Here is a 21,427-nt window from a genome sequence, read left to right on the forward strand (position 1 = left end):
GGATTTCAGCCAACTGAGCGCCCCTGGTCGCGCACCGACACTGTCACCCGGGGGTGATCAATACTAGCGTGGCCTACGGAATCGACCCGGTACTGACACCACTGCACGCCCCTACTTCACCTGCGCTTCCTTCAAAAGCCAATGCGCAAATGCCTGGATGGGCACACAGCTCAGCTCAAGGGGCTCGGGTAACACGAGGCAAAAAGTCTTGGCGACATTCGTCGCCTGCGGCCATGGCGCAACCAGCCGGCCTTGCGCCAGCTCTGCTTCCACGTACAAGCGCGGTACAAGTGCCACGCCGAGACCAGCCAGTGCGGCTTCGATCAACATCGCATGCAAATCGTAGCGCGCGCCCATCGCTGCGTTGCTCAGGAAAATCCCGGTTTCCTGGGCATAGCGCTGCCAGGCATCCGGGTTCTGCCGGCGGTGCAATCGCGGCAGTGAATCCAGAGCCGTTGCCTGCTTGCCCGGGTCCAGGAGGTCAGGATGACAGACAGGAATCAACACTTCGCTCAACAGCCGATGCGTATGCATGCCTGTCCAAGCTGGGTGCTCAAAATGGATAGCGGCATCGAAGCCGCTGCCGGCAAGCACGAACGGTTCCATACGTTCCGAGAGGTGCACGCAGATATTCGGGTGTTGCTCGCCAAAGCCGGACAACCGAGGAATTAGCCAACGCAGGGCAAAGGTTGGGCTGACGGCGATATCCAGGCTTGCGCCGTCGTTGGGCTGGCCCATCAAATACTGGCTTTCCCTGTCGAGCCGGTCGAGTAGTTCGCGCACTTGGGCAGCGTAGCGCTCACCGTTAGGCAAAAGCCGCACGCGGTTGCCAACGCGCTCGAATAGCGTAACGCCCAGAAAGGCTTCCAGGCGCCCCATCTGCCGACTGATGGCGCCTTCGGTCAAGGCCAATTCGTTTGCGGCACGGGCGAAACTGCCATGACGGGCTGCTGTTTCAAAGGCTATCAAGGCGGCGTTACTAGGGAGTTTTCGACGCATGGGTTTTCCTGAGGCAAGTCTAGGCATCCACCTTGATGTTTAGTCACTGAATGGTGCAATAAAGTCGTTTTATAAGCGATTACCGTGCCACTAGCATGATGAAACATCAACCCATGAAGTGAAATTTATGATTTACACAGTCGAATGCAACTACGCTGAACCCGCCAGCGAAGCCGAGTGGAACGCGTTTTACAGCCTGGAAAAACTGCCAGCGCTGATCTCGGTGAGCGGATTTAGCTCCTCACAGCGTTTCAAAGCCTTGAGCGGCAATTGCCCGGCCTACCTGGCCCTGCATTCAGTCGACACGCCAGCCGTGTTGCAGAGCGACGAGTACCGCCAAAAAGGGGGTGGCAATTTTTCCCGTTGGCAGTCGCACATCACTGATTGGAGGCGCAACCTCTATGCCGGGCTGGACCGAGCCGTTGCCGTGGGCGCGGACGAATTCCTGTTGCTCAGTGAACAAGGCCCTCAAATACTGATTGAATTAGGCCTTACACCTTTAGCGCTACACGCAGTTGCTTTGGACAAGAGACCTGCACACCGTTGGCTGGCCAAACTGGATTGCACTCAGGCAAAGGACAGCGATCTGCAAGGGCTGGATGTCTATTGCGCAATGACCGTGCAGTTACAGTCATGAGTAACGTGGACATAAATCACCGGAGACTCCCCAGCCAGCAAATCGGCGAGTTTTCAATCACAGCCATCAGCGATGGCTACTTGGGTGCGAGCCTGGATTTTCTCGCCAATATCGCGCCAACGGAGGCGGCCCGACTTCAGTTAGCCGCCGGGATCAGCGAGCCAGCGTCGATCCATATCAATTGTTATCTGGTACGTGGGCGTGGCCGCACGATTCTGATCGACGCCGGCGCCGGCGGTTTCAATCAATGGGGCGGCGAGTTGCTGGCCAATCTTGCATTGGCTGGCGTGCAACCCGGCGAAATAAATACGATTCTGCTGACGCACGCGCACCCCGACCACATCGGTGGCTTGTTGAATGCAGCGGGAGAAATGGCCTTCACCAATGCTGAATTGGTTGTGCACCAGCGAGAGCTAGCGTTCTGGGAGGACGATGGCCACCTTGGTCAAGCCAGTGAACGCGCGCGTGGAAACTTTCTGTTTGCACGAAGGGTGTTCGAGCGGTACCGGCAAAATCTGCGCCCGTTCACCGCCAATGACGTACTGCCTGGAATCAGCGCGATGCCGTTGCCTGGGCATACCGTCGGGCATTGCGGCTACCGCTTCGAGTCTGCGGCGAGCAGCCTGCTGGTGTGGGGCGATATCGTTCATTTTCCTCAGATTCAGATCGCGCGCCCCGATGTCACGATTGCCTTCGACCAGGACCCATTGCTATCGGCGGCCACGCGAACGAGGCTGCTGGATGTTGCCAGTTCAGACAACTTGATGGTCGCTGGCATGCACTTGGCCGCGCTCGGCTTTGCTCATATCAAGCGTTCCGGTAACAGCTACACCATTGCTTACGAGACGTAAGCCAGGTACGGGCAGCAAGTCGTCTTACGACAGTTTTTCTTCGCGCCTGAAAACCTGCTTGGGGCGCTAAAGGGGCACATTTATTTTCGCTGCTGACGCTGGTCATGAGAACGGCGTCAGCAGGACCTGTGGGTATCACCATAGATGTCAGCACGGTCCGCCATTCCCCGGCCTGCGGGAGCATTTCGCCCCCGCCCGTAAAATATCGCCCCAGCGACGCACCAGATAGTTGTGCTCATCCATCACCGAGTTCCACACAGCGATGTGCCCCATGCGCTGCTCATAGGAACCGCCATCGCGCACATCACCGATGTCAATCAGCGGCAAACCATCACTGCCCAGCAACTCCTCTCGCGCAGGTTTACCGGCGTACCAGTAATCCCACTCGGCACTGCTCAGATGGTCGCGGCTGCGCGCCGGGTTGCCGATGTAGTAACCCTGACGCGCCATCACCGCGCCGGGCCAGCCGGACAACCACCAATTGAGGTATGCGTAGGCCGCATCCAGCACCGGGCCCTGGGCGTGGCGCGACAATGACAAACCGCCGAACCAGGCGCGGTAGCCCTCGCGAGGTACCGCCAGACGGTATTTCACCCCGGCGCGATGCAGGCGCATCAACGTCGGCGACCACAGGCTCTGGATATCGATGCTCGGGCTGAGCATCAATTGCGCGGCCTCCTCGTCATCGGACCAGAACGCCGCAAAGTGACCTTCCCTCTGTTTGCGCACCAGAATATCGGCCAGCACATCGATCTCTTCGATGCTCATATTGCCGATGTCCTTGAAGCGCGCCAGCCCCGCGCCCTGCGCCGCCAGCGCAGCATCCAGGGCACCGATGGCCGCATCGCTTTGCAGCGCAGTGCGCGCACGCCACGCGGGGTCGAGCAACCACCCCCAACTTTCATTGTCGTGGCGAAAACCCTCGGGCAAGCGCTCGGGCCGGTAGGCGAAACTGTCGGCGTTGTGGGTCAAGGGCAGCATGCTGATTCGCTCAGTGACGGTGCTGCCGAGGCTGCCATCGTGCTGCACGAATAAGCGCTCGCTAGGCACGCTGCCGCTGCCCAACCGATCGTTGGCGGACAGGCGGCCGCGCTTGGGCAGGTCGTTGATCTCATGCCACAACGCAATGCGCCGCGTATCGATGGGCTGGATCGCCCGGGCTGGCCACACGAAGTCGACGTTGTGGAACCACTGGTCGTACAGGTCGTAGCTGTCGGGCTGCATCACCGCGATGCGCTGGGCCTGTTCGACGTCGTGCACCTGGTAAACCAGACGAATGCCCAACTCCTGTTCCGCACGAACACGCAGGCATTCGAGCAAGGTCACTGAGGTGCCAAGGACGCGGAGTGTGATCATGCGGCGAACCGCTGGGAGAACACGTCAAAGGAGCGCCGCAGCAGCGCGGGATCTAGGCCACGCAGGATAAACACCAGCCGCGATTGTCGGTCAGTGCCCGGCCAGGCGGGCAAATGCACCGGGGCATGCAAACAATGCTGCACACCATGAATGACGATGGGGGCGTTGCTGGTGTTCACGTTGAGCAGTCCTTTGACACGAAGGATTCGTTCGCCGTGGCATCTTAACAGCATCGACAACCAAACCCCGAAGCCGACCCAATCCAGCGGCTGGTCGAAGGTCAGGCTGCACACTTGCGCAGCGCCGTGGGTGGCACTGGTACTGCGATGCAATTGCCAGCGACCGACTTCCACTGTCGGCTCGGCGCTGCGCAGACCTTCACCGAGCAACAGTTGATCGCCGCAGCGCACGTCGCAGGTATTGAGGATCGGCGTACCGGCATTGAGCGCTTGCAGGTGCGCTCGCAGTGGGGCGCAGTCCTCCACCAAATCGGTCTTGCTCAACAGCAAGCGGTCCGCGGCGGCGACCTGGGCCAGCCACTCCGGATGCAGGCGCTCTTGCAGCGCGGCATGGCTGGCGTCGACCAAGGTGACCACCAAGCCGATGTGGAAGCGTCCGCGCAATTGCACATCGTTGTTCAACGTGGCGAGGATTGGCGCCGGGTCGGCCAGGCCGGTGGTCTCCAGGATCACCCGTTTGAACGCCGGGATTTCGCCACGCTCACGGCGTTGCAACAGGCCGAGCAAGGCGTCTTTGAGTTCGCCACGAATCGAGCAACAGATGCAGCCACTGGGCAGCAGCACAGTATCCGGGGCGACTTCTTCCACCAGCAGATGGTCGATGCCGACGTCACCGAATTCATTGATCAGCAAAGCGGTATCGCCGAGGCTCTCGCCTTGCAGCAGGCGCTTGAGCAAGGTGGTCTTGCCGCTGCCGAGGAAACCGGTGATGACGTTGAGAGCGATGCTCATACGGCTGACTCCAAGTGATCCAACAGGCGCGGGTCCAGGGGGTCCAACGGGCGACCGAGCATGGTTTCGGCCGCTCGCCAGAGTTGATCCAGGCCACTCGCCAGTTCTTGCTTGCCGGTCGCGCCGAGCAGCAGATAAGAGACACCCTGAAAGTCTTCGACCTTGAGCCGGAACACCGACAGTACCTGATTGATTGCCGCGATACGGCGCAGGCGTTCGCGGCGCCTGGGCAGCTCATCGCCCAGGGGGTCGCTCCAGTGCAGGTCTTCGCCGAGCAAACCGCAGAGTCCGCACATGGCTACACCTCACTCATGGCATGACATCGCCGGAATTCGGGCCTAGGGTCTGGCCAACAAACAGGTTGCCACCCGGCTCGCTGGCCAGCAGCACGGCGGTGGGCGCCACTTCATCCGCCAGGCCGAAACGGCCGAGGGGCAACTCGGCGGCCTTGGCGCGCTTCCAGTCGTCGCTGATCCCGACGACCAATGGCGTTTCAATTGGCCCGGGAGCGATGGCATTGACCAGCACGTTGTCCTTGGCGACTTCCAGCGCCAGGGACTTGGTGAAGCCGATCACCCCGGCCTTGGCCGCGGCATAATGGGTGAGTTCGGCGCCGCCCTTGATGCCCAGTTGCGAGGCCACGTTGATGATCCGCCCCCAACGCTGAGCGAGCATATGCGGCAAGGCACGCTGGCTGGCCACGAATACGCTGGTGAGGTCGACGCGCAGCATGTCGTTCCACATCTCGATGGAAAGGTCGACGCAGCGTGCCTGGGTGAGCATGCCAGCGTTATTGACCAGAATGTCGATGCCGCCGAAATGTTCGACGCAGCGGTCGACACTGGCCTGGGCACCTTCGACGGTGCCCACATCGGCGAGGCACTCCACCACTTCGGCGCCGAGGTTGCGGCAGGTGATAGCGGTTTCGGCGAGGCTGACGGTGTTGCGGTCGGCCAGCAACAGGCGCGCGCCTTCTGCCGCATAGGCACGGGCGATGGCGGCACCGATACCGCTACCGGCGCCGGTGATCACGGCGCGGCGATTAGTCAGTTGGGGCATGTAAACAATCTCCCGAAAAAAACACAGTTCCAATGTGGGAGCGAGCAAGTCCGCTCCCACACTTTTGATCCAGTACAGTCAGTCAGGCCAGCGTACGGTCAGGCCGCCATCAATCACGATGCTCTGCCCGGTCAGGTAACTCGATGCATCACTGGTCAAGAACTGCACCAATGAAGCCACTTCATCCGCGCGCCCTACCCGCCCCAACGGAATCGCCCTCGCCGCTTTCGCCAAGCCTTCCGGTCCGAGGGAGTTCTTCGCATCCAGTGACTGCGGCGTCTCGATCAACCCCGGGATGACCGCATTGCAACGAATGCCCTTGGCCGCCAGCTCCACCGCCAGCGAACGACACAACCCTGGCACACCTGCCTTGGCCGCTGCGTAATGGCTGTGCTCTTGCCAGCCATACACGCCACCGGCAATCGACGAAATCGCCACCAGCGCGCCGCCTTCGCCCATATGCCGAGTCGCCGCGCGAAAGGTGCGCATCACCCCCGTCAGGTCGACGTTGAGCATCTCGTCCCACAGCGCATCGGTCATTTCCAGCAACGGCGCACGGCGCAGCAAACCGGCGTTGGCGACGGCGTAATCCAGCCGGCCGAAATGCTCCACGGCCTGTGCGGCCAAGGCGTCCACAGAAGCGGTATCGCCCACGTCCAGCGGCAGCATCAGGCACTCACCACCGGCTTCTTCCACCAACGCCACCGTGGTCTGCGGGTCATGGGGATCGGCCGGGTAATACCCGCCGACGACCGCCACACCAGTGCGCGCATAGGCCACGGCGAGGGCTTGACCGATGCCGCTGGCGGCACCGGTAATCAAGGCAACTTTACGGCTCATCAAAAACTCCTTACTGAATGGTTTCCGGACGCACATGGCGTGCGGCAAACATCAGGGCACCGGACAAGAAGCACGGCACCGCGCCGAACCACAGTGCGGCGGTCTGCCAATCACTGCCGGCAGACAACACCTGGGTGGCGCCAAACCCTGCGACCACCGCGCCAATCGGACCCATGGCATGAATGATCGCGCCACCAGTGGCACGGATGCTGGTAGGGAAACTTTCACTGATAAAGAACAGCGCCGCCGAGTACGGCCCGATCAGAAAGAACAGGCCCAGGCTGTACAGCCCGACCACCATCGGCATGTTGCTCGGGCCGAACAGCATCCCGGCAAACGACAGGCCACCGAGCATCCAGCCCAGGCCGATCACATTGCGGCGGCCAATCTTGTCGCCCATCCAGCCGTGGCTGAGGTAGCCGCAGTAACCCACCAGGTTCGACAGCACGAGGATGATCAACGAGTTCTCGAACGAGATGTGGTGCACGCTGACGATCACCGAGGTGCCCAACACGCTGAACACCTGGATCGCCGCCCAGTTGAGCAACAGCGCGGCGCCGATCACCAAGGTGGCGCGACGGGCCGGGCCACGGAACGCGGCTTTGAGGCCTGCCTTGCTGTGTTCGTCGTAGTCGACGCCGTAGGTCACGGCGACGTTCTGCGCTTCGGTCACCGCGCCGTTTTTACGCAGCTCAGTGATGCGCTGGTGGATCTGAAACTGCGGGCTCTCCTTGAGCTTGCGCGCCATGATCGCAATCACCACTGCCGGAATCGCGGCGAAGATGAAGCAGCCCTGCCAACCGATAATCGGCAGCAACAACGCGGTCAAGCCCGCCGCGATCAAGGCACCGACCGGCCAGCCACCCTGCACCAGGCTGTAGATAAAGCCGCGACGCTTGGTCAGCCGCGGGTCTTCCGAGGCGCCATACAACTCGGTCAAATAGGTGGCATTGACGGTTTCTTCGGCATAGCCCAGGCCGCCCAACGAACGGATCAGAATCAGCGGCGACTTGCCCCACGCCCCGCCAATCGCGGTCAGCGCCGAGCACAGTGCGGAACCGGCCACCGTGAAGATAATCCCTTTGCGTCGCCCCAGTTTGTCGACGATCGGCCCGATGGCCAACGCGACAATCGCGGTACCGACTGCCACCCAGGTCGCGATTTCAGCTTGCTCCACTTCGCCCCAACCAAAGTGCCGGCCGATCTCGGGCAGCAAGGTGCCGAACAGGATGAAGTCATACACCGCAAAAACCCAGGCGAAGAAGGCGATCCAGGTGGCGAAGCGTACTTCCTGGGACGTCAACTGCCGGGGTTTCCAACCAGTCAGGTCAAGCTTGTTGTAGATAGACATGAATCGCGCCTCGGAGAATGGGTGAGTGTCAGGTACGCGGTTGGCGGCGGATAAAGTCGTCGGCGATTTCGTCGAAAGTGACGAAGCGCACGCCGGCATGGCTCTGGATATGTTCGATCAGACGCTCAAGCATCAGCAGCACTTGCGGGCGACCGGATACATCGGGGTGGATGGTCATGGTGAACACCGCGTAGTCGTGTTCGCGGTAGACCCAGTCGAATTGGTCGCGCCACATTTCCTCGAGGTGGCGCGGGTTGACGAAACCGTGACTGTTGGGGGCCTTTTTGATGAACATCATCGGCGGCAAATCGTCGAGGTACCAGTTGGCCGGAATCTCCACCAGATCGGTTTCTTCGCCGCGCACCAGGGGTTTCATCCAGGTGTCGGGGTGCTGGCTGTAGTCGATCTTGGTCCAGCTGTCGCCCTTGCGCACGTAGTAGGGATGGAAGTCGTTGTGCATCAGGCTATGGTCGTATTTGATGCCTTTTTTCAGCAGCAGCTCGTTGGTGACTTTGCTGAACTCCCACCACGGCGCGACGTAGCCAGTGGGGCGTTTTCCGGTGACCTGGGTGATCAGCTCGATGGATTTATCGAGCACGATTTCTTCTTGCTCGGCGGTCATGGCAATCGGGTTTTCATGGCTGTAGCCGTGCACGCCGATTTCGTGGCCGGCGTCGGCCACGGCCTTCATCTGTTCGGGGAAGGTTTCCATCGAGTGCCCGGGGATAAACCAGGTGGTGCGCAGGCCGTAACGCTCGAACAACTTGAGCAAGCGCGGGGCGCCAATTTCGCCGGCGAACAGACCGCGGGAAATATCGTCGGGCGAATCCTCACCACCATATGAGCCCAGCCAGCCTGCCACGGCGTCTACGTCGACGCCGAAGGCGCACAGAATTTCTTTAGCCATCGTTGTTCTCCTGCGGTTTTATCAAATCAGTCGTGGGATGTTTCAGGGCTGGCGCAACGCGGCTTCCACTGCCAGCGCCGCGCGCAACAATCGAAAGTCTTCGCCCGCAGGCGCGCTAATCAACATGCCGGTGGGCAAACCGAGCGCATCGCGGCCGCTCGGCAGTGACACACCCGGCAGATCCAGCAAACTGCCGGGCATGGTCAGGCGCAACGTAGCGAGATTGGTGTGCACGAAAAGCTCGTCATCGGCTTCCAGTGGCGACAGAGGTGGCGCTACATGGGCTACGCTTGGCGTAATCAAAAACGCCCCATCCAGCTCATCGGTCATTTGTTGCTGCAGCCGGTTGCGCGCGCTGTGGAGGTTGATCAACTGGCTGGCGGGAAATGCACGTGCGGCTTCCAGACGGCGTCGCACGCGGGGGTCGAGTCGGGTGGCGGCATCGCTGTCGAGCAGAGGCTGATGCAGGGCGAAAGCCTCAGGGGCGCCGAGCCAGCCTTGCTGCTCGATAAGCTGAAGCGTCGCTTGAAAGGCTGGCGAAGGCCGCAGGTCAATCAGCGCACCGTAATCTTTCAATACGCTCAAGCAGTTCAGCAGGTTGTCACGTACCGCAGGTTCTACACGTGCATCATCAAGGACCGCCTGGTCGACCCAAAAACGCCGCCCTGCCAAACTGTGAGGGATGAGTGATGTCGACTTGGTGCGCCCGCACAGGATGTCATCGATAGCCAAGGCATCACGCACGCTACGTGTCAGAGGCCCGACACTGTCGAGGGTATGCGCGAGCGGGAAGACGCCTTCGCGGCTGTAGCGCCTGCAACTGCTGCGAAACCCCACCAGCCCATTGAAGGCCGCTGGAATTCGGATTGACCCAGCGGTATCCGTGCCCATGGCAATCGGTACGATTCCCGCCACGACCGCGACCGCTGAGCCTGAGGACGAGCCGCCCGGAATGCGTGGCTGGTCCAGCCCGACTGGATTGTGCGGCGTTCCAAAATGAGGATTGAGTCCAAGGCCTGAGTAAGCGAACTCGCTAAGGTTTGTTTTCCCGACACTGACCATTCCGGCTTTTGCCAGTAGACCTACGACATTAGCGTCAAGCAGCGCTGGCGTAATGTCGCGGCGCACGGCTGCGCCTGCGGTCGTTGGACTGCCTGCGACGTCGAACATGTCTTTCCAAGCAACGGGGACGCCGTCCAGTGCGCTTGCCGGCTGTCCGGCCTTCCAGCGTGCGGCCGATGAGTGGGCTTCGCGAAAGGCACGCGCCGAACAGAGAGAGATGAACACGTCATCGACTGCCGCCACCCTGGCCAGCGTTTCTTCCAACGCCTTGACCGGGTCGCTGCTGCCCGAGGCGAATGCGTCCGCCATCGCCAATGCATCGGCTTCAAACGGTAATTGAGGAATGGTGTAGGACATCTGATCCACCAAAAACGTATTCATTATTAAAATGTACGTTTTACAGAGCAGATAGCGTGCCAGAATGAGCGATGAAGGAATGTCAGGGCGCTCACCTGAGCAAGCAGCCTGCGGCTAGCACACGGGCTAGACACCTTACAATGCGGGTGGATATTTCAATTTTGCGAAGCCTTTCATGCATGATCAGCCAGTAGCGCCAATAATGTATTAATTAGAAAATATCCGTTTTGGTGCAGATCAGTAACAACGGCCCAACGAACGCGCACAAATGACGTGGTCCACGGTGACAACAGACTTGTGCGAGAATCTGCCCCCGCCTTTCGAGAAGCGTATGAGATCGATGACCGCCGAGGATTACCGCACTGCATCGCGCTACGCCATGATCCGCCAGGTCCTGCGTGACGCCATCGTGAATGGAGAGGTGGCTCAAGGACTCGTCCTGCTCGAAGCACCTCTGGCCGAACTGTTCGGAACCAGCCGCGTACCGGTGCGCAAAGCATTGGACCTGCTGCACAAGGAAGGCTTGATCAGTCGATTCGACGGCCGCGGTTATCTGGTCAACCCGAAGGGGGTTGAAGTGGAGCCACTGCGGCTGGCCGTTACCCACAAGCAACTCGGCCTTGATAGCAGCGAAGAACTGGTCGATACCCGGCCGCTGGGCGAGCGGATGTTCGACGAGATTGGCTCGGCTTTATCGACCTGTATTGCTTTCGGGCACTATCGGCTCGACGAGCAAAAGGCCGCCGAGCATTACGGCGTCAGTCGGGCGGTGGTACGCGAGGCATTGATGCGTCTGCGTGACCGCGGCCTGGTGGAAAAGGAACCCTACTCCCAGTGGCTGGCCGGCCCGCTCACCGCCAGGGAGGTCACCGAAGACTACGAGTTGCGCGCCTGCCTTGAACCTGAGGCGTTACGCCAGAGCGCACCAGGACTTAGCCGGGAGTCCCTTGAAGCGATGCTGGCTCGGGTTAAAGAGGCACAGAGCAACCCACATTGCAGCCTGGCATGCATCGAGCAACTTGAAGAAGACCTGCATTACCACTGCCTCGCCGGAATAAACAATCGCAAGATCGCAACACTGATCCGACAGGCCCAGAGCCCGAGGATCATCAGTCGGATTTTTTACAGTCAGTTGGGCCTCGGTCCCGACGAAGCCATGCTGGCCGAGCACCGCCTGATTCTAGAGCTGCTATTGCATGACGCATTCGACGCCGCTGCGCTGAACCTCAAGGAACACCTCCACCGCGCCCGCCAACGCATGTTGCAGCGGTTGAAGGTTCTGTCAGTGCTCCCTGAGCAACAAGTGCCGGCGTATCTGACCAGACTGAGCTGAAAGCAGGTTCGGCGTGGCGGATGAACCTGTACCACATAGTCCGTCAGTACAGATCCCAAACTATGCACTCGCGGGTAAATGGCACAATATGCCAACGATCGAAAGAACCCGTCCGCCAAGTGTTGGAGCTAATTATGGCGACGCGAAACGTTGTGCTCACCTCTCACCAGGAACAGGTCATTCAGGACCTGGTGCAGTCCGGCCGTTATCAGAACGCCAGCGAAGTGATGCGAGAAGGTTTACGTCTACTAGAACAGCGCATCGCCGAAGACACCGCTAAAATTGAGGCCCTGCGTCAGGCGATCTCGATAACTGGCCATGAACAGAGAGAGTCAGGCGCCCTCCTATTTCTCAGCCTGAGCGTCTTCGCTGCCAGCCGACTCGGCGGTCACCTGCACGTCTGCCACCGAAGTATGAGTGAAGAGCTAAATGCCGATTATTTCGCCCCCGCAACATACTTTTCACGAAATACCTACAATACGAAGCACAGATTGAACAGACAAAAGGATTTGACCCCATACAGAGAGCCCGTCATGCGCGGGCTTTTTGTTGTCAGACATTCCAGCTGCCAAGCTCGCCACTTCTCGAATGGAGTCGATGAACATGCATGCAAGGTGATCCCGGTTTTCAGCGCCCTGTTTAAATTCAATGGCCTACGGCGGGATGATACCAATCTGCCTGTACATTTTTTGAGCACCCGTTAAAACGCTCTGCCTACCTGGCCTCAGCGCAGTTATCCACAGACATACTCACGGATTTCTTGGATAACTGGATGGGATCGTGAAGGACTCCTGCCGTATCGAGCCTATGGATTCGATGCCCCGTATTTCGCGAGCCGCACACCCACCTTTAATGCCCCGACATTTTCAACGGCTCAAGTCCGGTGTATGACCACATCCAGCCCTTCCGCCTGGTCTGGTGCACGAAAGTAGCTCGTGATCAGATCGAATTCAGCATCAGTGGCTGCGAAGTCATGCTCGGCACGCGCATTCCTGTGGTGCAGCCTGCGACGGCAGGTGTCATCTTCAACTTCGATGTAGTGAACACGGTGAGGGACTTTCGCAGTGTCAGCCAGGCTGCGTAGCCAATGACGATCTGCTGGGGTGTTGGCAGGAAAATCGAGGCACATCAACCCAAGTCAAAGCATCCAGCCGGGAGATGACCGACCTCGGGCCTTGCATACAAATATCCCTGCATCAGCTCGATTCCCATGCCCAGAAGCGTCGAGCTTTCTTCACGAGTCTCGACACCTTCGGCGATGACCAGGATATCCAAGCGCCTGGCGACCAGGATGATGCCTTCGACAATCGCTTGTTTGACCGAGTCTTGATCGATGCCTCGGGTCAGTGCCATGTCAATCTTCAGCACCTGCGGCTGGAACATGGCCAGCAGATTAAGGCCCGAATAGCCCGCGCCAAAATCGTCGACGGCGGTAATGAAACCTTGGCGCTCGTACTCCACAAAAATCGATTTGAGGTGTTCAGGGTCTACCACCTTCTCGCCTTCGGTCACTTCGAACATGAGCCTTTCCGGCGGGAAATGAGTCAGGCGCGCCGCTTCCAGGGTGGCCCGGATACATGTCTCTGGCCGATATACGGCGTTGGGCAGGAAATTAATGCTCAGCAAGCAATCGGGAATCTCCAGCAGGCCCAGCCTTGCGGCCTCCTCGATGGCTTTCACCCGGCAGGCCTGGTCGAATCGGTAGCGGTTGCTGTCGTTCACGAGCCCCAGGATGTAACCAGCCGATTCACCATTGATACCTCTGACCAACGCCTCATAAGCAAACGCAGCGCGTGTCCGGACGTTGAAAATAGGCTGGAAGGCCATGGTGAAATCAAACCCCAACGCCTCGTGGTTGCGGCATTCGGCGCAGCCAAGCGATTGGAACGGAGGGTGTTTCGTCATGATCAATATTCCGTGGCGGTCGTGATACATTCCTGCGGTTACAAGGAACTGTAGCCGACACCATCTGAGTCGGCGCGGGCCGAAGTTTCTGAAGTGCCACCGGCCCCCAACGCTTAGCTTGGTCCGTACGGAATGCTTATCGAACTGTATTGGAGGGGATGATCTCAACACTCGCGGTCATGCCTGCGGCCAATTCAACGCCTGCTGGCACCCTATCGATATGGATACGAACCGGGATCCGCTGCGCAAGACGCACCCAGGTAAATGTCGCCGCCACATTCGGCAGGCCGAGATGACCTGGCGAATCGTTACTGTTCTCGATGCCGCGACCGATGCTTTCGACATGCCCCGACACAGGTTGATCAAAGCCCATCAGCATGATCCGCGCCGGTTTGCCGACGTGGATCTGCCGGATCTTCGTCTCTTCAAAATAACCAGTGACCCAGAAGCTCGCCGCGTCGAGGACAGCAACCGTTGCCGAACCGGCCGTCGCATAGTCGCCAGGCCGCAACCTCAGATTAGTGACATAGCCATCGACCGGCGAGCGGATAATAGAACGGGCGAGATTGAGTTTGGCGAGGTCCAGAGCCGCCAGCGCTGCTTGATAGGTGGCGCCCGCCACTGCAGCCGCGCCTCCTGTTTGCTGAACATCTTCTTGGGACACGATATCGCGGAGTTGGCCGCGCCGCCGCGCCGCCGCCTGGCGAACGAGTCTATCCTGACGCTTGGCTTCGACGTCGGCTTCGGCCGCCGCCAATGCGAGCCGGTACCGCTGCGGGTCGATCACATAAAGAATGTCACCCCGATGGACATACTGGTTATCAACGATCGGGACGGCACTGACAGTACCGGAGACTTCCGGTGCGATTTGCACGACATCCGCGCTCACTCGCCCGTCGCGAGTCCAGGGCGTTCGCTCGTGATGGTTCCAAGCCCCTAGCGCAATGAGCGTGGCGCCAGCAACGAGGCAAAGAGTCAGGGCATAGCGGCTGAGCAAGGATAGAACAGGCTTCAAGATAAGTGTCCGATTGAGGGCAGGTGCTGCACGAGCAAACCGTAGATGAGCGCGAAAATGGCGAGTTCGACGAGCGGCCAGTGAGCGAACAGGCGGTAGATGCCCACGACGCGGAGGACGCGGATTATCGCGATGGTGGCAAAAATGGCGACGAATACCAGCGCCAGTAAACCGGGGATAAGGACCCCACCGACGTCGAGATCAACGATCATGAGGCGCCCTCGCCGTATGACTGGGGCCTAGTGCAAATCCAAGGTCCATGAGCAGCTCGGCGATCCGGGAGCGGTCGTTGATCGAGCTGTCAGCGATCATCACCTGCAAGGTCTCGATACGCTGGTCAAAACCGATCGGATCAACATGATCCTTAAGGTCTCTGGCGCTGAAGCGTGCGGCGATCGCGCAAAGCAGCTCACCCAGCTTTTCGGCAATGTTGCCGTCAACCTGCGGGATGATCTTGCGAAGCGACCCAACAGCGTGCCCGACGCGCAGATGGTGCAAGGTATCGTCGAGAACATCTGAATAGCCTTTGTTGGACACCCGTAACCTTGGTAGCAGCAGCGCCGTGCGATCGATCATAAGGTTCGTCCAATGCCGGTCATCGGCTACATTACCCAGCGCTCGACGGCTGACGCCCCTGCGACTCAATCGAAGCAACCGGCTGATCGCCGCGTCGACCGGGACGGTCTGGAACAAGGTCATGCTGACCGCCCCGAATCCGACCGCCGCGAAGAGCGCAACAACGGTATTGAGGGATGCAGCGAAGTCGCCGGCGTAGGTGGCGCGCAGCCCCGATAGAATCGGAACGGTCAGGGTGATACCGAGTGCCATGAACGTTGTCGGCGGACGCGCTTGCAGGGAACCCGCGAACAGGAACGCCGGTGCTAGCACTGCAACAAGGAGAGCGAAGTCCGTGACCTGAGGAAGAATGACGAAGCTGTAGGCAAAGCTGATGACCACCCCATAGATCGAGCCGAGCATATATTTGATGACGTTAGGGGCTGGCGCATCGACATTCCCGAACAGCGTGCAACATACGCCGAAAATCGATACGGCCGTCGCGCCCTCAGGCCAGGCCGACCAGATCCAGAAAGCGCAGCTGATCAGGATGCCGACGATGGCACCCAACGCGGCCCGGCCCGCCATCCAGCGATCGCGGTGATAGATGTAGCCCTTCGCAGGCTTGGGCCAATGAAGCTCTGTCGTCTGGTGTGATGGGTCGGCAGTCACGATGTGGCGCCCCAGGTTGTCGCAGTCCTGGAGCAGGCCAATCATTTCGCCAAGATAACCGGCGAGATTAGCGGCGAGCCTGATGCCAGGCGTTGCGGAGCCTACGCCGAAACGGTTGTTGATCCCCTGCGCGCGGGCGATTAAACATTTCGCAACGCCCTCCCGGTCGACCGCCTCGACAGCCGGGATCCACGTCGCAATGTCATCGAGCAAAGCGACCAGTTCATCGGGCGCGTTGTAGCCGTCCATACCCAGGGAATGGATCCGGTCCTCGATCTCCGCAGCGAGCGCTAGCAATCGCGCGAGCCGGTCATGGATCAGCTGTACCGACTCGTGCCGCAGCGCAGGTGCCGGATCATAGGGTAGGTGCGTTGCAAGCCCCTGAAGGGCAAGAAGGTCCACTGCGAGCTGGGTGCGGTCGCGACGATTCTCGCTCGGCGTTCCCTTCAAGGCGTCAGCTGCCAACTGACGGGCGTCCCGCAGCGCTGCCAACAGCTTGCCAATGAACTGACCCGTCATACGCTTGGGCAGGATGTAGCGATGCACTAGAACCGCACACAGTATCCCGATGGAAATTTCCTGGACCCGCACGGAGGCTGTATCAAACACCGCGCCTGGATCAAGGACGCTGGGAAATCCGATCAGGCTCGCGGTATAACCCGCAAGAACGAAAGCATAGGCTCTTGGCGTGCGATCAAGCAGCGAGAAATAAAGACACAGGCCGATCCAGCAGGCGAGCACCACGCTGCATACGATAGGGTCGTTCACGAAATTCGGAATGATTGCCACCGTCGCTGCCGCCCCGACGAGGGTTCCCACGAAGCGATAGACACCGCGACTGAGCGACGCACCCGCAGAGGTCTGCGAGACAATGTAGACGGTCACTATTGCCCAGTAGGGATTGGCAAGTCCTATACGCAGCGAAACATAGTAGGCCAACATCGCCGCGGCAAAGCTCTTCGCCGAAAACAGCAACGCGTCCACATCCGCCCTCATGGTGGGGGTTTGCAGGAGGGACACCACCGCGTGCGCTATGCCGACGTCGGCGCGCCCAGGTGGTTTGTTCACAGCAGATAGGATGTTCATGCGAACCATTATTGCTGCGTTGCAAATGCAAATAAATTCAGTATTCTTCCAAAATATCCCTAAAAGCTGCCAACCGATGCCACTCACACGATCAGCCGTCTCTGTCTTCGACCCCGACCTCACGGATCGGCCGGTGGTGGCCCGGCAGCTCGACTTTGCAGATCACCAAGCGGAAGTTCCGACGCATGTGCATCGCAAGGGTCAACTGATCCTCGCGCTGCACGGGGCGGTCACTTGTACTGCGGACAACGAGATCTGGATCGTACCGCCCAACTGCGGTGTCTGGATTCCGGGCGGCGTGCCCCATAGCGCACGGGCGACAGCGAATGCCCGGCTCAATTATCTGTTCGTGAACCCCGGAGCGGCGAAGCTGCCCGAGGATTGCTGCACGCTGTCCATCTCCCCGATGATCCGGGAAATGGTTGATCGGCTGGCACAGGAGCCTGCCGATTATCCTCCGGTTGGCCATGCCGCCAGGCTTGCCAGAGTGATCCTCGACGAACTGGTCGAAATGCCGCGTGAGCGCTTCAACCTCCCCATCTCCAGTCATCCCAAAATTCGTGCGATAGCCCATGCACTGACGCTCGACCCTTCCGACCGCAGTACGTCAGCCGAATGGGCCAAACGCGTGGCGATGAGCGACAGGTCACTGTCTCGATTGATGATTCGTGAGACGGGCCTTACGTTTGGACGCTGGCGGCAACAGTTGCACCTTGTCGTTGCACTGCGAGAGTTGGCCAGTGGTGCGAAGGTGCAGAACGTTGCAACCGAGCTGGGCTATAACTCGGTCAACGCCTTTATCACCATGTTCAAAAAGGCCCTGGGGAGCACGCCCGCACAGTATTTTGCACAACGCGGGGCGCTGCCGCCGTCGGCTCCAAAACGAAGCATGGCTTCAAGCATGGACGGGCAGAACCAACCCGAAAAGAACAAAAAAACCACCACAGACCTTATTGAATCGCCGCCCGGTTCGGGCTAACCATGGCCTGACCTGGTGCGCAGCGCTGGCCACTAGATACTCAACGACGAACTCCACCACGGCGTAAGTCAATGCGATGACGACCGTCTGCGCGATGATGCTTCTGTGGGGGTCCAGGAATGGCGGGATAAATGCGGTGAATAGCAGCAGCGCCTTGGGATTTGAAATGGCCGATACCAACCCCTGGCGGAACAGCGACCAGCCTCGGAAGTTCTTGGTACCCGTCGCATCAAGACTGACGGGTGGGGAGCGCCACAGCCCGAAGCCCAACCAGATCAGATAAAGCCCGCCGATTATCTTCAACGCTGTGAACCAGGTGGCCGACGACTGGATCAGCGCCCCCAATCCCAATGCGCAAAGTGAAAGCACGACGGCAAAGCCGAGAACGCCACCCGTGATAGTGAACAACGTTTTTCGGCTCCCATGAATGGCTCCATGGGTAAGCACTAATAGCGCATTGGGTCCTGGCACTATCGCTATGCCGCAGCAGGTAAACAGATAGAGCAACCAAGTCTCAAATGGCATGATCCGATCCCAGTGTGTCGATCCTGATCAGCATCCTGCGAGTGAACAGCCGCCATGAAAAGCGCATAATTCACGTCGTAGCCATTCGATTAACGAATAGAGGTGACAGCGATGCCTGCCAGCGATTTGCAGACCGATTGGCTCAAGTGTTTCGTGGCAGTGGTGGATGCAGGTTCTCTATCGGGTGCAGCCCACGAGGTCAACAGATCGCAATCAGCTGTCAGCATGCAGATGAAGAAGCTGGAGGCAGCCCTTGGACGGCCGCTATTGAGTCGTGGCCCGAGGCACCTACACCTGACCGCTGACGGCCAGACGCTGCTGGGCTACGCCCGCCGCATACTTGCGCTCCACGCAGAAACCCAAGCGGCATTTCACGGTGAAGAGTTAACCGGACGAATCCGCCTTGGCGTCGCGGAGGACTACGCGGCAAAGTATCTCACGCCCGTTCTGAAGCGTTTTTCGCCGCGCTACGCAAGCGTGGAAATAGAGTTGACCTGTGAACAGTCGACCACGCTGATACCACGTGTGCGAAGCGGCGATCTTGATCTTGCGCTGGTGTCCAGGGACTCGCCTCAAAGCGGCACATTCCTCTTCAAGGAACCCATGGTTTGGGTGGGTTCACCCCAGTTCGAACTATGGAGGCGAGACCCGGTGCCCATTGCAGTCTACGAAAGGGAGAGCCTGGCTCGACGCTATGCAGTGAACTCACTGACCCAGCAGGGACGTGAATTCAAGGTGGTATACAACAGCTCCAGCCTTGCTGGCCAGGTGGCCGCAGTCGAGGGAGGACTCGCTATCGCCGCGATCACTCAGTGCAGCGTGCAGCCATCGCTTCACGTCTTAAGCAACGAACACGGCTTAGGAAACATTGAACCTATGGAAGTGTCGATTCTACGTAGCCGAACCTCTCGCGGGTCTAAAGCAGTCAATAGCCTTCATGCTTTTATCATCAGCGCGCTAAGACTTCAGGCGTAGTCAACCGGCTCTGGGGAGGTAATCAGGTGGAAAGCCGGATCGCCACCATGCCGATACCCTACAGCAAGGGGTGACTCTCTTAGAGCGCAGCTTACCTAGCGGCGTCGAGCTCCTCTCATTTCTCAGGCACAAAAAAAAGCCACTCATCCGAGTGGCTTTTTTCTGAATCCTGGAGCGGGGAACGAGACTCGTATCTGGTGTCCGATCCCTGGACATTAGGGAAAGACGACAATGCGCGACGAGGAAGGTTGCTACACGATATCGCCATCATCCTGAGCAGGCGGACGCGCGGGTACTGAGGACGACGTTTGGACCTGCGTAGCTGCGAGCGGCTGCATGGGCACGCTCTGACCATGAACGACTTGGCTTTGAGAGGTGGCCGTGGGGCGTTGCCTCAGGGCGCCCACGCTTTTGTCCCAGGCCGATTGGGAGGTGGTGCCAATGGCGCTAGCAACGCTAATGACTCCATCCCCTGCCGCTTGGGCTGCACTTTTTGCGTGGTTGCTCGCTGAAACAGCTGTCTCCTTGGCAAACCTGGCGCCAGTGAGCGATGTCTTGACTGCAAGCTCACCTCCCTTGACCGCCACCCTGCCAGCTGCATCTGCGCTCCCTTCTACAGCTTTTGGTACATGGGCATCGACAGCAGCGACGGCTTTTTTCGGCAATGATCCACCTAGCGAGGCGCCAGCTGCCCACAGCCCGAAAGCCAGGGTACCCAATACGTTTTTTACACCCTCCGAGGCTGCGGTAGCCGCCATTTTTCCCAGCTCCTTCGACTTGGCCAAGTTGGCTGTGGCGGCTGTACCCGCGCCCATGGCAGAAAAACCGCCAATCAGGAGACCATTTCCTAAGACACTGACCGGGTCTGCTATCTCTTTCAAGGCATCGCCGCTGATGACCGCATTCAGAGCCGTAGCCGCGCCTTCACCCAGCCGCGCGGAGACCATCTTGACCAGGGCAGTGGCATCGAGATCCTTTAACGTCTGGAAGTCATCCAGCCATTCGGTATCTTGATCAATAGGCTTATGAGCCTGCCCTTGCGGTACAGCATCGCGACGACCATAGAGCATTGCCGGGTCAGCTAAATGGTTAGTGCGATCGCGGCTCACATTGTAATGCTCGATTGCCATACCCACGATGATAGCCGTGACCGGCCGTAGGGCAGGCTGCAGGACTGCATCCAGGTGCTCTTTGCCAGCAGCCGTCATGGCAAGCGTTGACGCGTACATTGCAGTATTACGTACGGCAAACCCGGTAAGCCACTTGTTGGCTTCGTCAAAAGCATTGCGCAATGGACCTTTGTCCAACGCCAGCAGCTTTTCCGCCACTGATGCTTGAAGCGCCGGGTGCAGCGTATTGCTCTCGGGTTTAAGGTAATAACCAGGCTTGAAGCCTGCAATCAGCTTGTTACCACCAGCATCCGCCATACCGGCATACAAGCATGCCATAGCGTTCTCTATAGCCGCTTCGCGTACGGTATTGGCATGCTGGCCCGCTACCTGGAGGATGGACGGCTTGAAATTGCCTGCCTCGGTGAGCGCCGCAAAGGGCGTCCCCCCCATCCCGGACTTTATAGACGCAAACAATCTGTCGGCTCTGGCGGCGTTTTTTTCCGCCTTCTCCATGTCATGGACATTATAGCCTCCTGCCTCCAACCGTAGAGCACGGTCATCGCGAATGGCGTTCAGCTCCGCGTTGCGGGCGCTTGAAGCAGGGGCAGCGGGTTGATCGGAGCCGGCTTCTGTTTCAAGGTGAGCCTCGAAATGGTTTTGAAGCCGCGTGCTCATCGCTAACCCGATAGCGCCGAGGTCAGGAGAGTGAGAGGCCTGTTGCGTTGCTTCCTGCTGTATCTCATCAGGTACACGAGTCAGCTCGCGGCTTGCACGTACATTAGGCGTATCCATGGCATGTCCTCGTAGTGATCGGCAGATAGAAGAATGCAAATGACTCCGGTATGAGCGGCGACATCCTTACACCTGAGTGACCGTGCAG

The 21,427-nt window shown here is 59.2% G+C and carries 20 protein-coding genes and 2 pseudogenes; 6 read left to right on the forward strand and 16 right to left on the reverse strand.

Annotated elements, in window-relative coordinates:
- Positions 1-111: 111 nt before the first annotated feature.
- Entirely contained in the window at positions 112-999 is an 888-nt protein-coding gene (locus tag KGA89_RS02585; protein ID WP_038858451.1) for a LysR substrate-binding domain-containing protein, read from the reverse strand.
- A 127-nt stretch (positions 1,000-1,126) separates the two neighbouring features.
- On the opposite strand from KGA89_RS02585, the gene KGA89_RS02590 reads away from it, so the two are divergent.
- Together KGA89_RS02590 and KGA89_RS02595 are read left to right on the forward strand one after the other, a co-directional pair.
- Entirely contained in the window at positions 1,127-1,636 is a 510-nt protein-coding gene (locus KGA89_RS02590) for a hypothetical protein (RefSeq protein WP_038858450.1), read from the forward strand.
- Positions 1,633-2,487, forward strand: coding sequence for an MBL fold metallo-hydrolase (locus tag KGA89_RS02595; RefSeq protein WP_038858447.1), 855 nt, complete (start codon positions 1,633-1,635; stop codon positions 2,485-2,487). Before KGA89_RS02590 ends, KGA89_RS02595 begins: the two co-directional genes overlap by 4 nt.
- A 147-nt stretch (positions 2,488-2,634) precedes the next feature.
- Here the strand turns inward: KGA89_RS02595 and KGA89_RS02600 are convergent, their stop codons facing one another.
- The 8 genes from KGA89_RS02600 to KGA89_RS02635 all read right to left on the reverse strand — a co-directional run bounded on the left by KGA89_RS02600 (position 2,635) and on the right by KGA89_RS02635 (position 10,390).
- Positions 2,635-3,843, reverse strand: a complete 1,209-nt coding sequence (locus tag KGA89_RS02600; RefSeq protein WP_223470468.1) for a PotD/PotF family extracellular solute-binding protein — start codon at positions 3,841-3,843, stop codon at positions 2,635-2,637.
- Positions 3,840-4,814: a CobW family GTP-binding protein gene (locus tag KGA89_RS02605; protein ID WP_003200472.1), complete on the reverse strand. Its 975-nt coding sequence runs from the start codon at positions 4,812-4,814 to the stop codon at positions 3,840-3,842. Before KGA89_RS02605 ends, KGA89_RS02600 begins: the two co-directional genes overlap by 4 nt.
- Entirely contained in the window at positions 4,811-5,110 is a 300-nt protein-coding gene (locus tag KGA89_RS02610) for a hypothetical protein (RefSeq protein ID WP_038858445.1), read from the reverse strand. The genes KGA89_RS02605 and KGA89_RS02610 overlap by 4 nt, the downstream gene beginning before the upstream one ends.
- A 13-nt stretch (positions 5,111-5,123) precedes the next feature.
- Positions 5,124-5,873 (reverse strand): SDR family NAD(P)-dependent oxidoreductase, encoded by a 750-nt coding sequence (locus tag KGA89_RS02615; protein ID WP_223470469.1) that lies wholly within the window; start codon positions 5,871-5,873, stop codon positions 5,124-5,126.
- Between the two features lie 78 nt (positions 5,874-5,951).
- Complete coding sequence (locus KGA89_RS02620) at positions 5,952-6,713, reverse strand: SDR family NAD(P)-dependent oxidoreductase (protein WP_223470470.1); 762 nt, start codon at positions 6,711-6,713, stop codon at positions 5,952-5,954.
- 10 nt (positions 6,714-6,723) lie between these two features.
- Positions 6,724-8,064: an MFS transporter gene (locus KGA89_RS02625; RefSeq protein ID WP_223470471.1), complete on the reverse strand. Its 1,341-nt coding sequence runs from the start codon at positions 8,062-8,064 to the stop codon at positions 6,724-6,726.
- Between the two features lie 28 nt (positions 8,065-8,092).
- On the reverse strand, positions 8,093-8,971 hold the full coding sequence (locus tag KGA89_RS02630) for a polysaccharide deacetylase family protein (protein WP_046061782.1): 879 nt from the start codon (positions 8,969-8,971) through the stop codon (positions 8,093-8,095).
- 42 nt (positions 8,972-9,013) lie between these two features.
- The gene (locus KGA89_RS02635) at positions 9,014-10,390 is read right to left on the reverse strand and encodes an amidase (protein WP_155499090.1); all 1,377 of its coding nucleotides are present in this window, start codon (positions 10,388-10,390) and stop codon (positions 9,014-9,016) included.
- 340 nt (positions 10,391-10,730) lie between these two features.
- Between KGA89_RS02635 and KGA89_RS02640 the strand changes: the two genes are divergently transcribed.
- Together KGA89_RS02640 and KGA89_RS30550 are read left to right on the forward strand one after the other, a co-directional pair.
- Entirely contained in the window at positions 10,731-11,723 is a 993-nt protein-coding gene (locus tag KGA89_RS02640) for a GntR family transcriptional regulator (RefSeq protein ID WP_411740632.1), read from the forward strand.
- Between the two features lie 134 nt (positions 11,724-11,857).
- Positions 11,858-12,034 (forward strand): annotated as a pseudogene (locus KGA89_RS30550) (type II toxin-antitoxin system ParD family antitoxin); the annotation flags it as partial.
- A gap of 563 nt (positions 12,035-12,597) precedes the next feature.
- Here the strand turns inward: KGA89_RS30550 and KGA89_RS02650 are convergent.
- The 5 genes and pseudogenes from KGA89_RS02650 to KGA89_RS02670 all read right to left on the reverse strand — a co-directional run.
- Positions 12,598-12,846, reverse strand: a pseudogene (locus tag KGA89_RS02650) (AAA family ATPase); the annotation flags it as partial.
- Positions 12,847-12,851: 5 nt separating this feature from the next.
- Positions 12,852-13,628, reverse strand: a complete 777-nt coding sequence (locus tag KGA89_RS02655) for an EAL domain-containing protein (protein ID WP_038858431.1) — start codon at positions 13,626-13,628, stop codon at positions 12,852-12,854.
- Positions 13,629-13,764: 136 nt separating this feature from the next.
- Positions 13,765-14,643, reverse strand: a complete 879-nt coding sequence (locus KGA89_RS02660; protein ID WP_263292762.1) for an HlyD family secretion protein — start codon at positions 14,641-14,643, stop codon at positions 13,765-13,767.
- Entirely contained in the window at positions 14,640-14,855 is a 216-nt protein-coding gene (locus KGA89_RS02665; RefSeq protein WP_038858428.1) for a DUF1656 domain-containing protein, read from the reverse strand. The genes KGA89_RS02660 and KGA89_RS02665 overlap by 4 nt, the downstream gene beginning before the upstream one ends.
- Complete coding sequence (locus tag KGA89_RS02670; protein ID WP_223470475.1) at positions 14,845-16,956, reverse strand: FUSC family protein; 2,112 nt, start codon at positions 16,954-16,956, stop codon at positions 14,845-14,847. The genes KGA89_RS02665 and KGA89_RS02670 overlap by 11 nt, the downstream gene beginning before the upstream one ends.
- Positions 16,957-17,032: 76 nt before the next feature.
- Between KGA89_RS02670 and KGA89_RS02675 the strand changes: the two genes are divergently transcribed.
- Positions 17,033-17,935, forward strand: coding sequence for an AraC family transcriptional regulator (locus KGA89_RS02675; protein WP_223470541.1), 903 nt, complete (start codon positions 17,033-17,035; stop codon positions 17,933-17,935).
- Here KGA89_RS02675 and KGA89_RS02680 read toward each other — a convergent pair.
- Complete coding sequence (locus tag KGA89_RS02680) at positions 17,852-18,460, reverse strand: LysE family translocator (RefSeq protein ID WP_223470477.1); 609 nt, start codon at positions 18,458-18,460, stop codon at positions 17,852-17,854. The two genes, KGA89_RS02675 and KGA89_RS02680, sit on opposite strands and share 84 nt — an antisense overlap.
- A gap of 111 nt (positions 18,461-18,571) precedes the next feature.
- On the opposite strand from KGA89_RS02680, the gene KGA89_RS02685 reads away from it, so the two are divergent.
- Positions 18,572-19,435 carry a LysR family transcriptional regulator gene (locus KGA89_RS02685; RefSeq protein WP_223470479.1) on the forward strand — a complete coding sequence of 288 codons (864 nt, stop codon included), beginning with the start codon at positions 18,572-18,574 and terminating at the stop codon, positions 19,433-19,435.
- Between the two features lie 251 nt (positions 19,436-19,686).
- Here the strand turns inward: KGA89_RS02685 and KGA89_RS02690 are convergent, their stop codons facing one another.
- Positions 19,687-21,339 carry a hypothetical protein gene (locus KGA89_RS02690; protein WP_028236588.1) on the reverse strand — a complete coding sequence of 551 codons (1,653 nt, stop codon included), beginning with the start codon at positions 21,337-21,339 and terminating at the stop codon, positions 19,687-19,689.
- Positions 21,340-21,427: the final 88 nt, after the last annotated feature.

The sequence above is a fragment of the Pseudomonas sp. A-RE-22 genome (assembly GCF_019956035.1).
Taxonomy (GTDB): Bacteria; Pseudomonadota; Gammaproteobacteria; order Pseudomonadales; family Pseudomonadaceae; genus Aquipseudomonas; species Aquipseudomonas brassicacearum.

Excerpts from the sequence above, each read along its gene's own strand:
- KGA89_RS02585 (WP_038858451.1), bottom strand. The coding sequence starts at position 999 with ATGCGTCGAAAACTCCCTAGTAACGCCGCCTTGATAGCCTTTGAAACA.
- KGA89_RS02590 (WP_038858450.1), top strand. The coding sequence starts at position 1,127 with ATGATTTACACAGTCGAATGCAACTACGCTGAACCCGCCAGCGAAGCC.
- KGA89_RS02595 (WP_038858447.1), top strand. The coding sequence starts at position 1,633 with ATGAGTAACGTGGACATAAATCACCGGAGACTCCCCAGCCAGCAAATC.
- KGA89_RS02600 (WP_223470468.1), bottom strand. The coding sequence starts at position 3,843 with ATGATCACACTCCGCGTCCTTGGCACCTCAGTGACCTTGCTCGAATGC.
- KGA89_RS02605 (WP_003200472.1), bottom strand. The coding sequence starts at position 4,814 with ATGAGCATCGCTCTCAACGTCATCACCGGTTTCCTCGGCAGCGGCAAG.
- KGA89_RS02610 (WP_038858445.1), bottom strand. The coding sequence starts at position 5,110 with ATGTGCGGACTCTGCGGTTTGCTCGGCGAAGACCTGCACTGGAGCGAC.
- KGA89_RS02615 (WP_223470469.1), bottom strand. The coding sequence starts at position 5,873 with ATGCCCCAACTGACTAATCGCCGCGCCGTGATCACCGGCGCCGGTAGC.
- KGA89_RS02620 (WP_223470470.1), bottom strand. The coding sequence starts at position 6,713 with ATGAGCCGTAAAGTTGCCTTGATTACCGGTGCCGCCAGCGGCATCGGT.
- KGA89_RS02625 (WP_223470471.1), bottom strand. The coding sequence starts at position 8,064 with ATGTCTATCTACAACAAGCTTGACCTGACTGGTTGGAAACCCCGGCAG.
- KGA89_RS02630 (WP_046061782.1), bottom strand. The coding sequence starts at position 8,971 with ATGGCTAAAGAAATTCTGTGCGCCTTCGGCGTCGACGTAGACGCCGTG.
- KGA89_RS02635 (WP_155499090.1), bottom strand. The coding sequence starts at position 10,390 with ATGTCCTACACCATTCCTCAATTACCGTTTGAAGCCGATGCATTGGCG.
- KGA89_RS02640 (WP_411740632.1), top strand. The coding sequence starts at position 10,731 with ATGACCGCCGAGGATTACCGCACTGCATCGCGCTACGCCATGATCCGC.
- KGA89_RS02655 (WP_038858431.1), bottom strand. The coding sequence starts at position 13,628 with ATGACGAAACACCCTCCGTTCCAATCGCTTGGCTGCGCCGAATGCCGC.
- KGA89_RS02665 (WP_038858428.1), bottom strand. The coding sequence starts at position 14,855 with ATGATCGTTGATCTCGACGTCGGTGGGGTCCTTATCCCCGGTTTACTG.
- KGA89_RS02670 (WP_223470475.1), bottom strand. The coding sequence starts at position 16,956 with ATGAACATCCTATCTGCTGTGAACAAACCACCTGGGCGCGCCGACGTC.
- KGA89_RS02675 (WP_223470541.1), top strand. The coding sequence starts at position 17,033 with ATGCCACTCACACGATCAGCCGTCTCTGTCTTCGACCCCGACCTCACG.
- KGA89_RS02680 (WP_223470477.1), bottom strand. The coding sequence starts at position 18,460 with ATGCCATTTGAGACTTGGTTGCTCTATCTGTTTACCTGCTGCGGCATA.
- KGA89_RS02685 (WP_223470479.1), top strand. The coding sequence starts at position 18,572 with ATGCCTGCCAGCGATTTGCAGACCGATTGGCTCAAGTGTTTCGTGGCA.
- KGA89_RS02690 (WP_028236588.1), bottom strand. The coding sequence starts at position 21,339 with ATGGATACGCCTAATGTACGTGCAAGCCGCGAGCTGACTCGTGTACCT.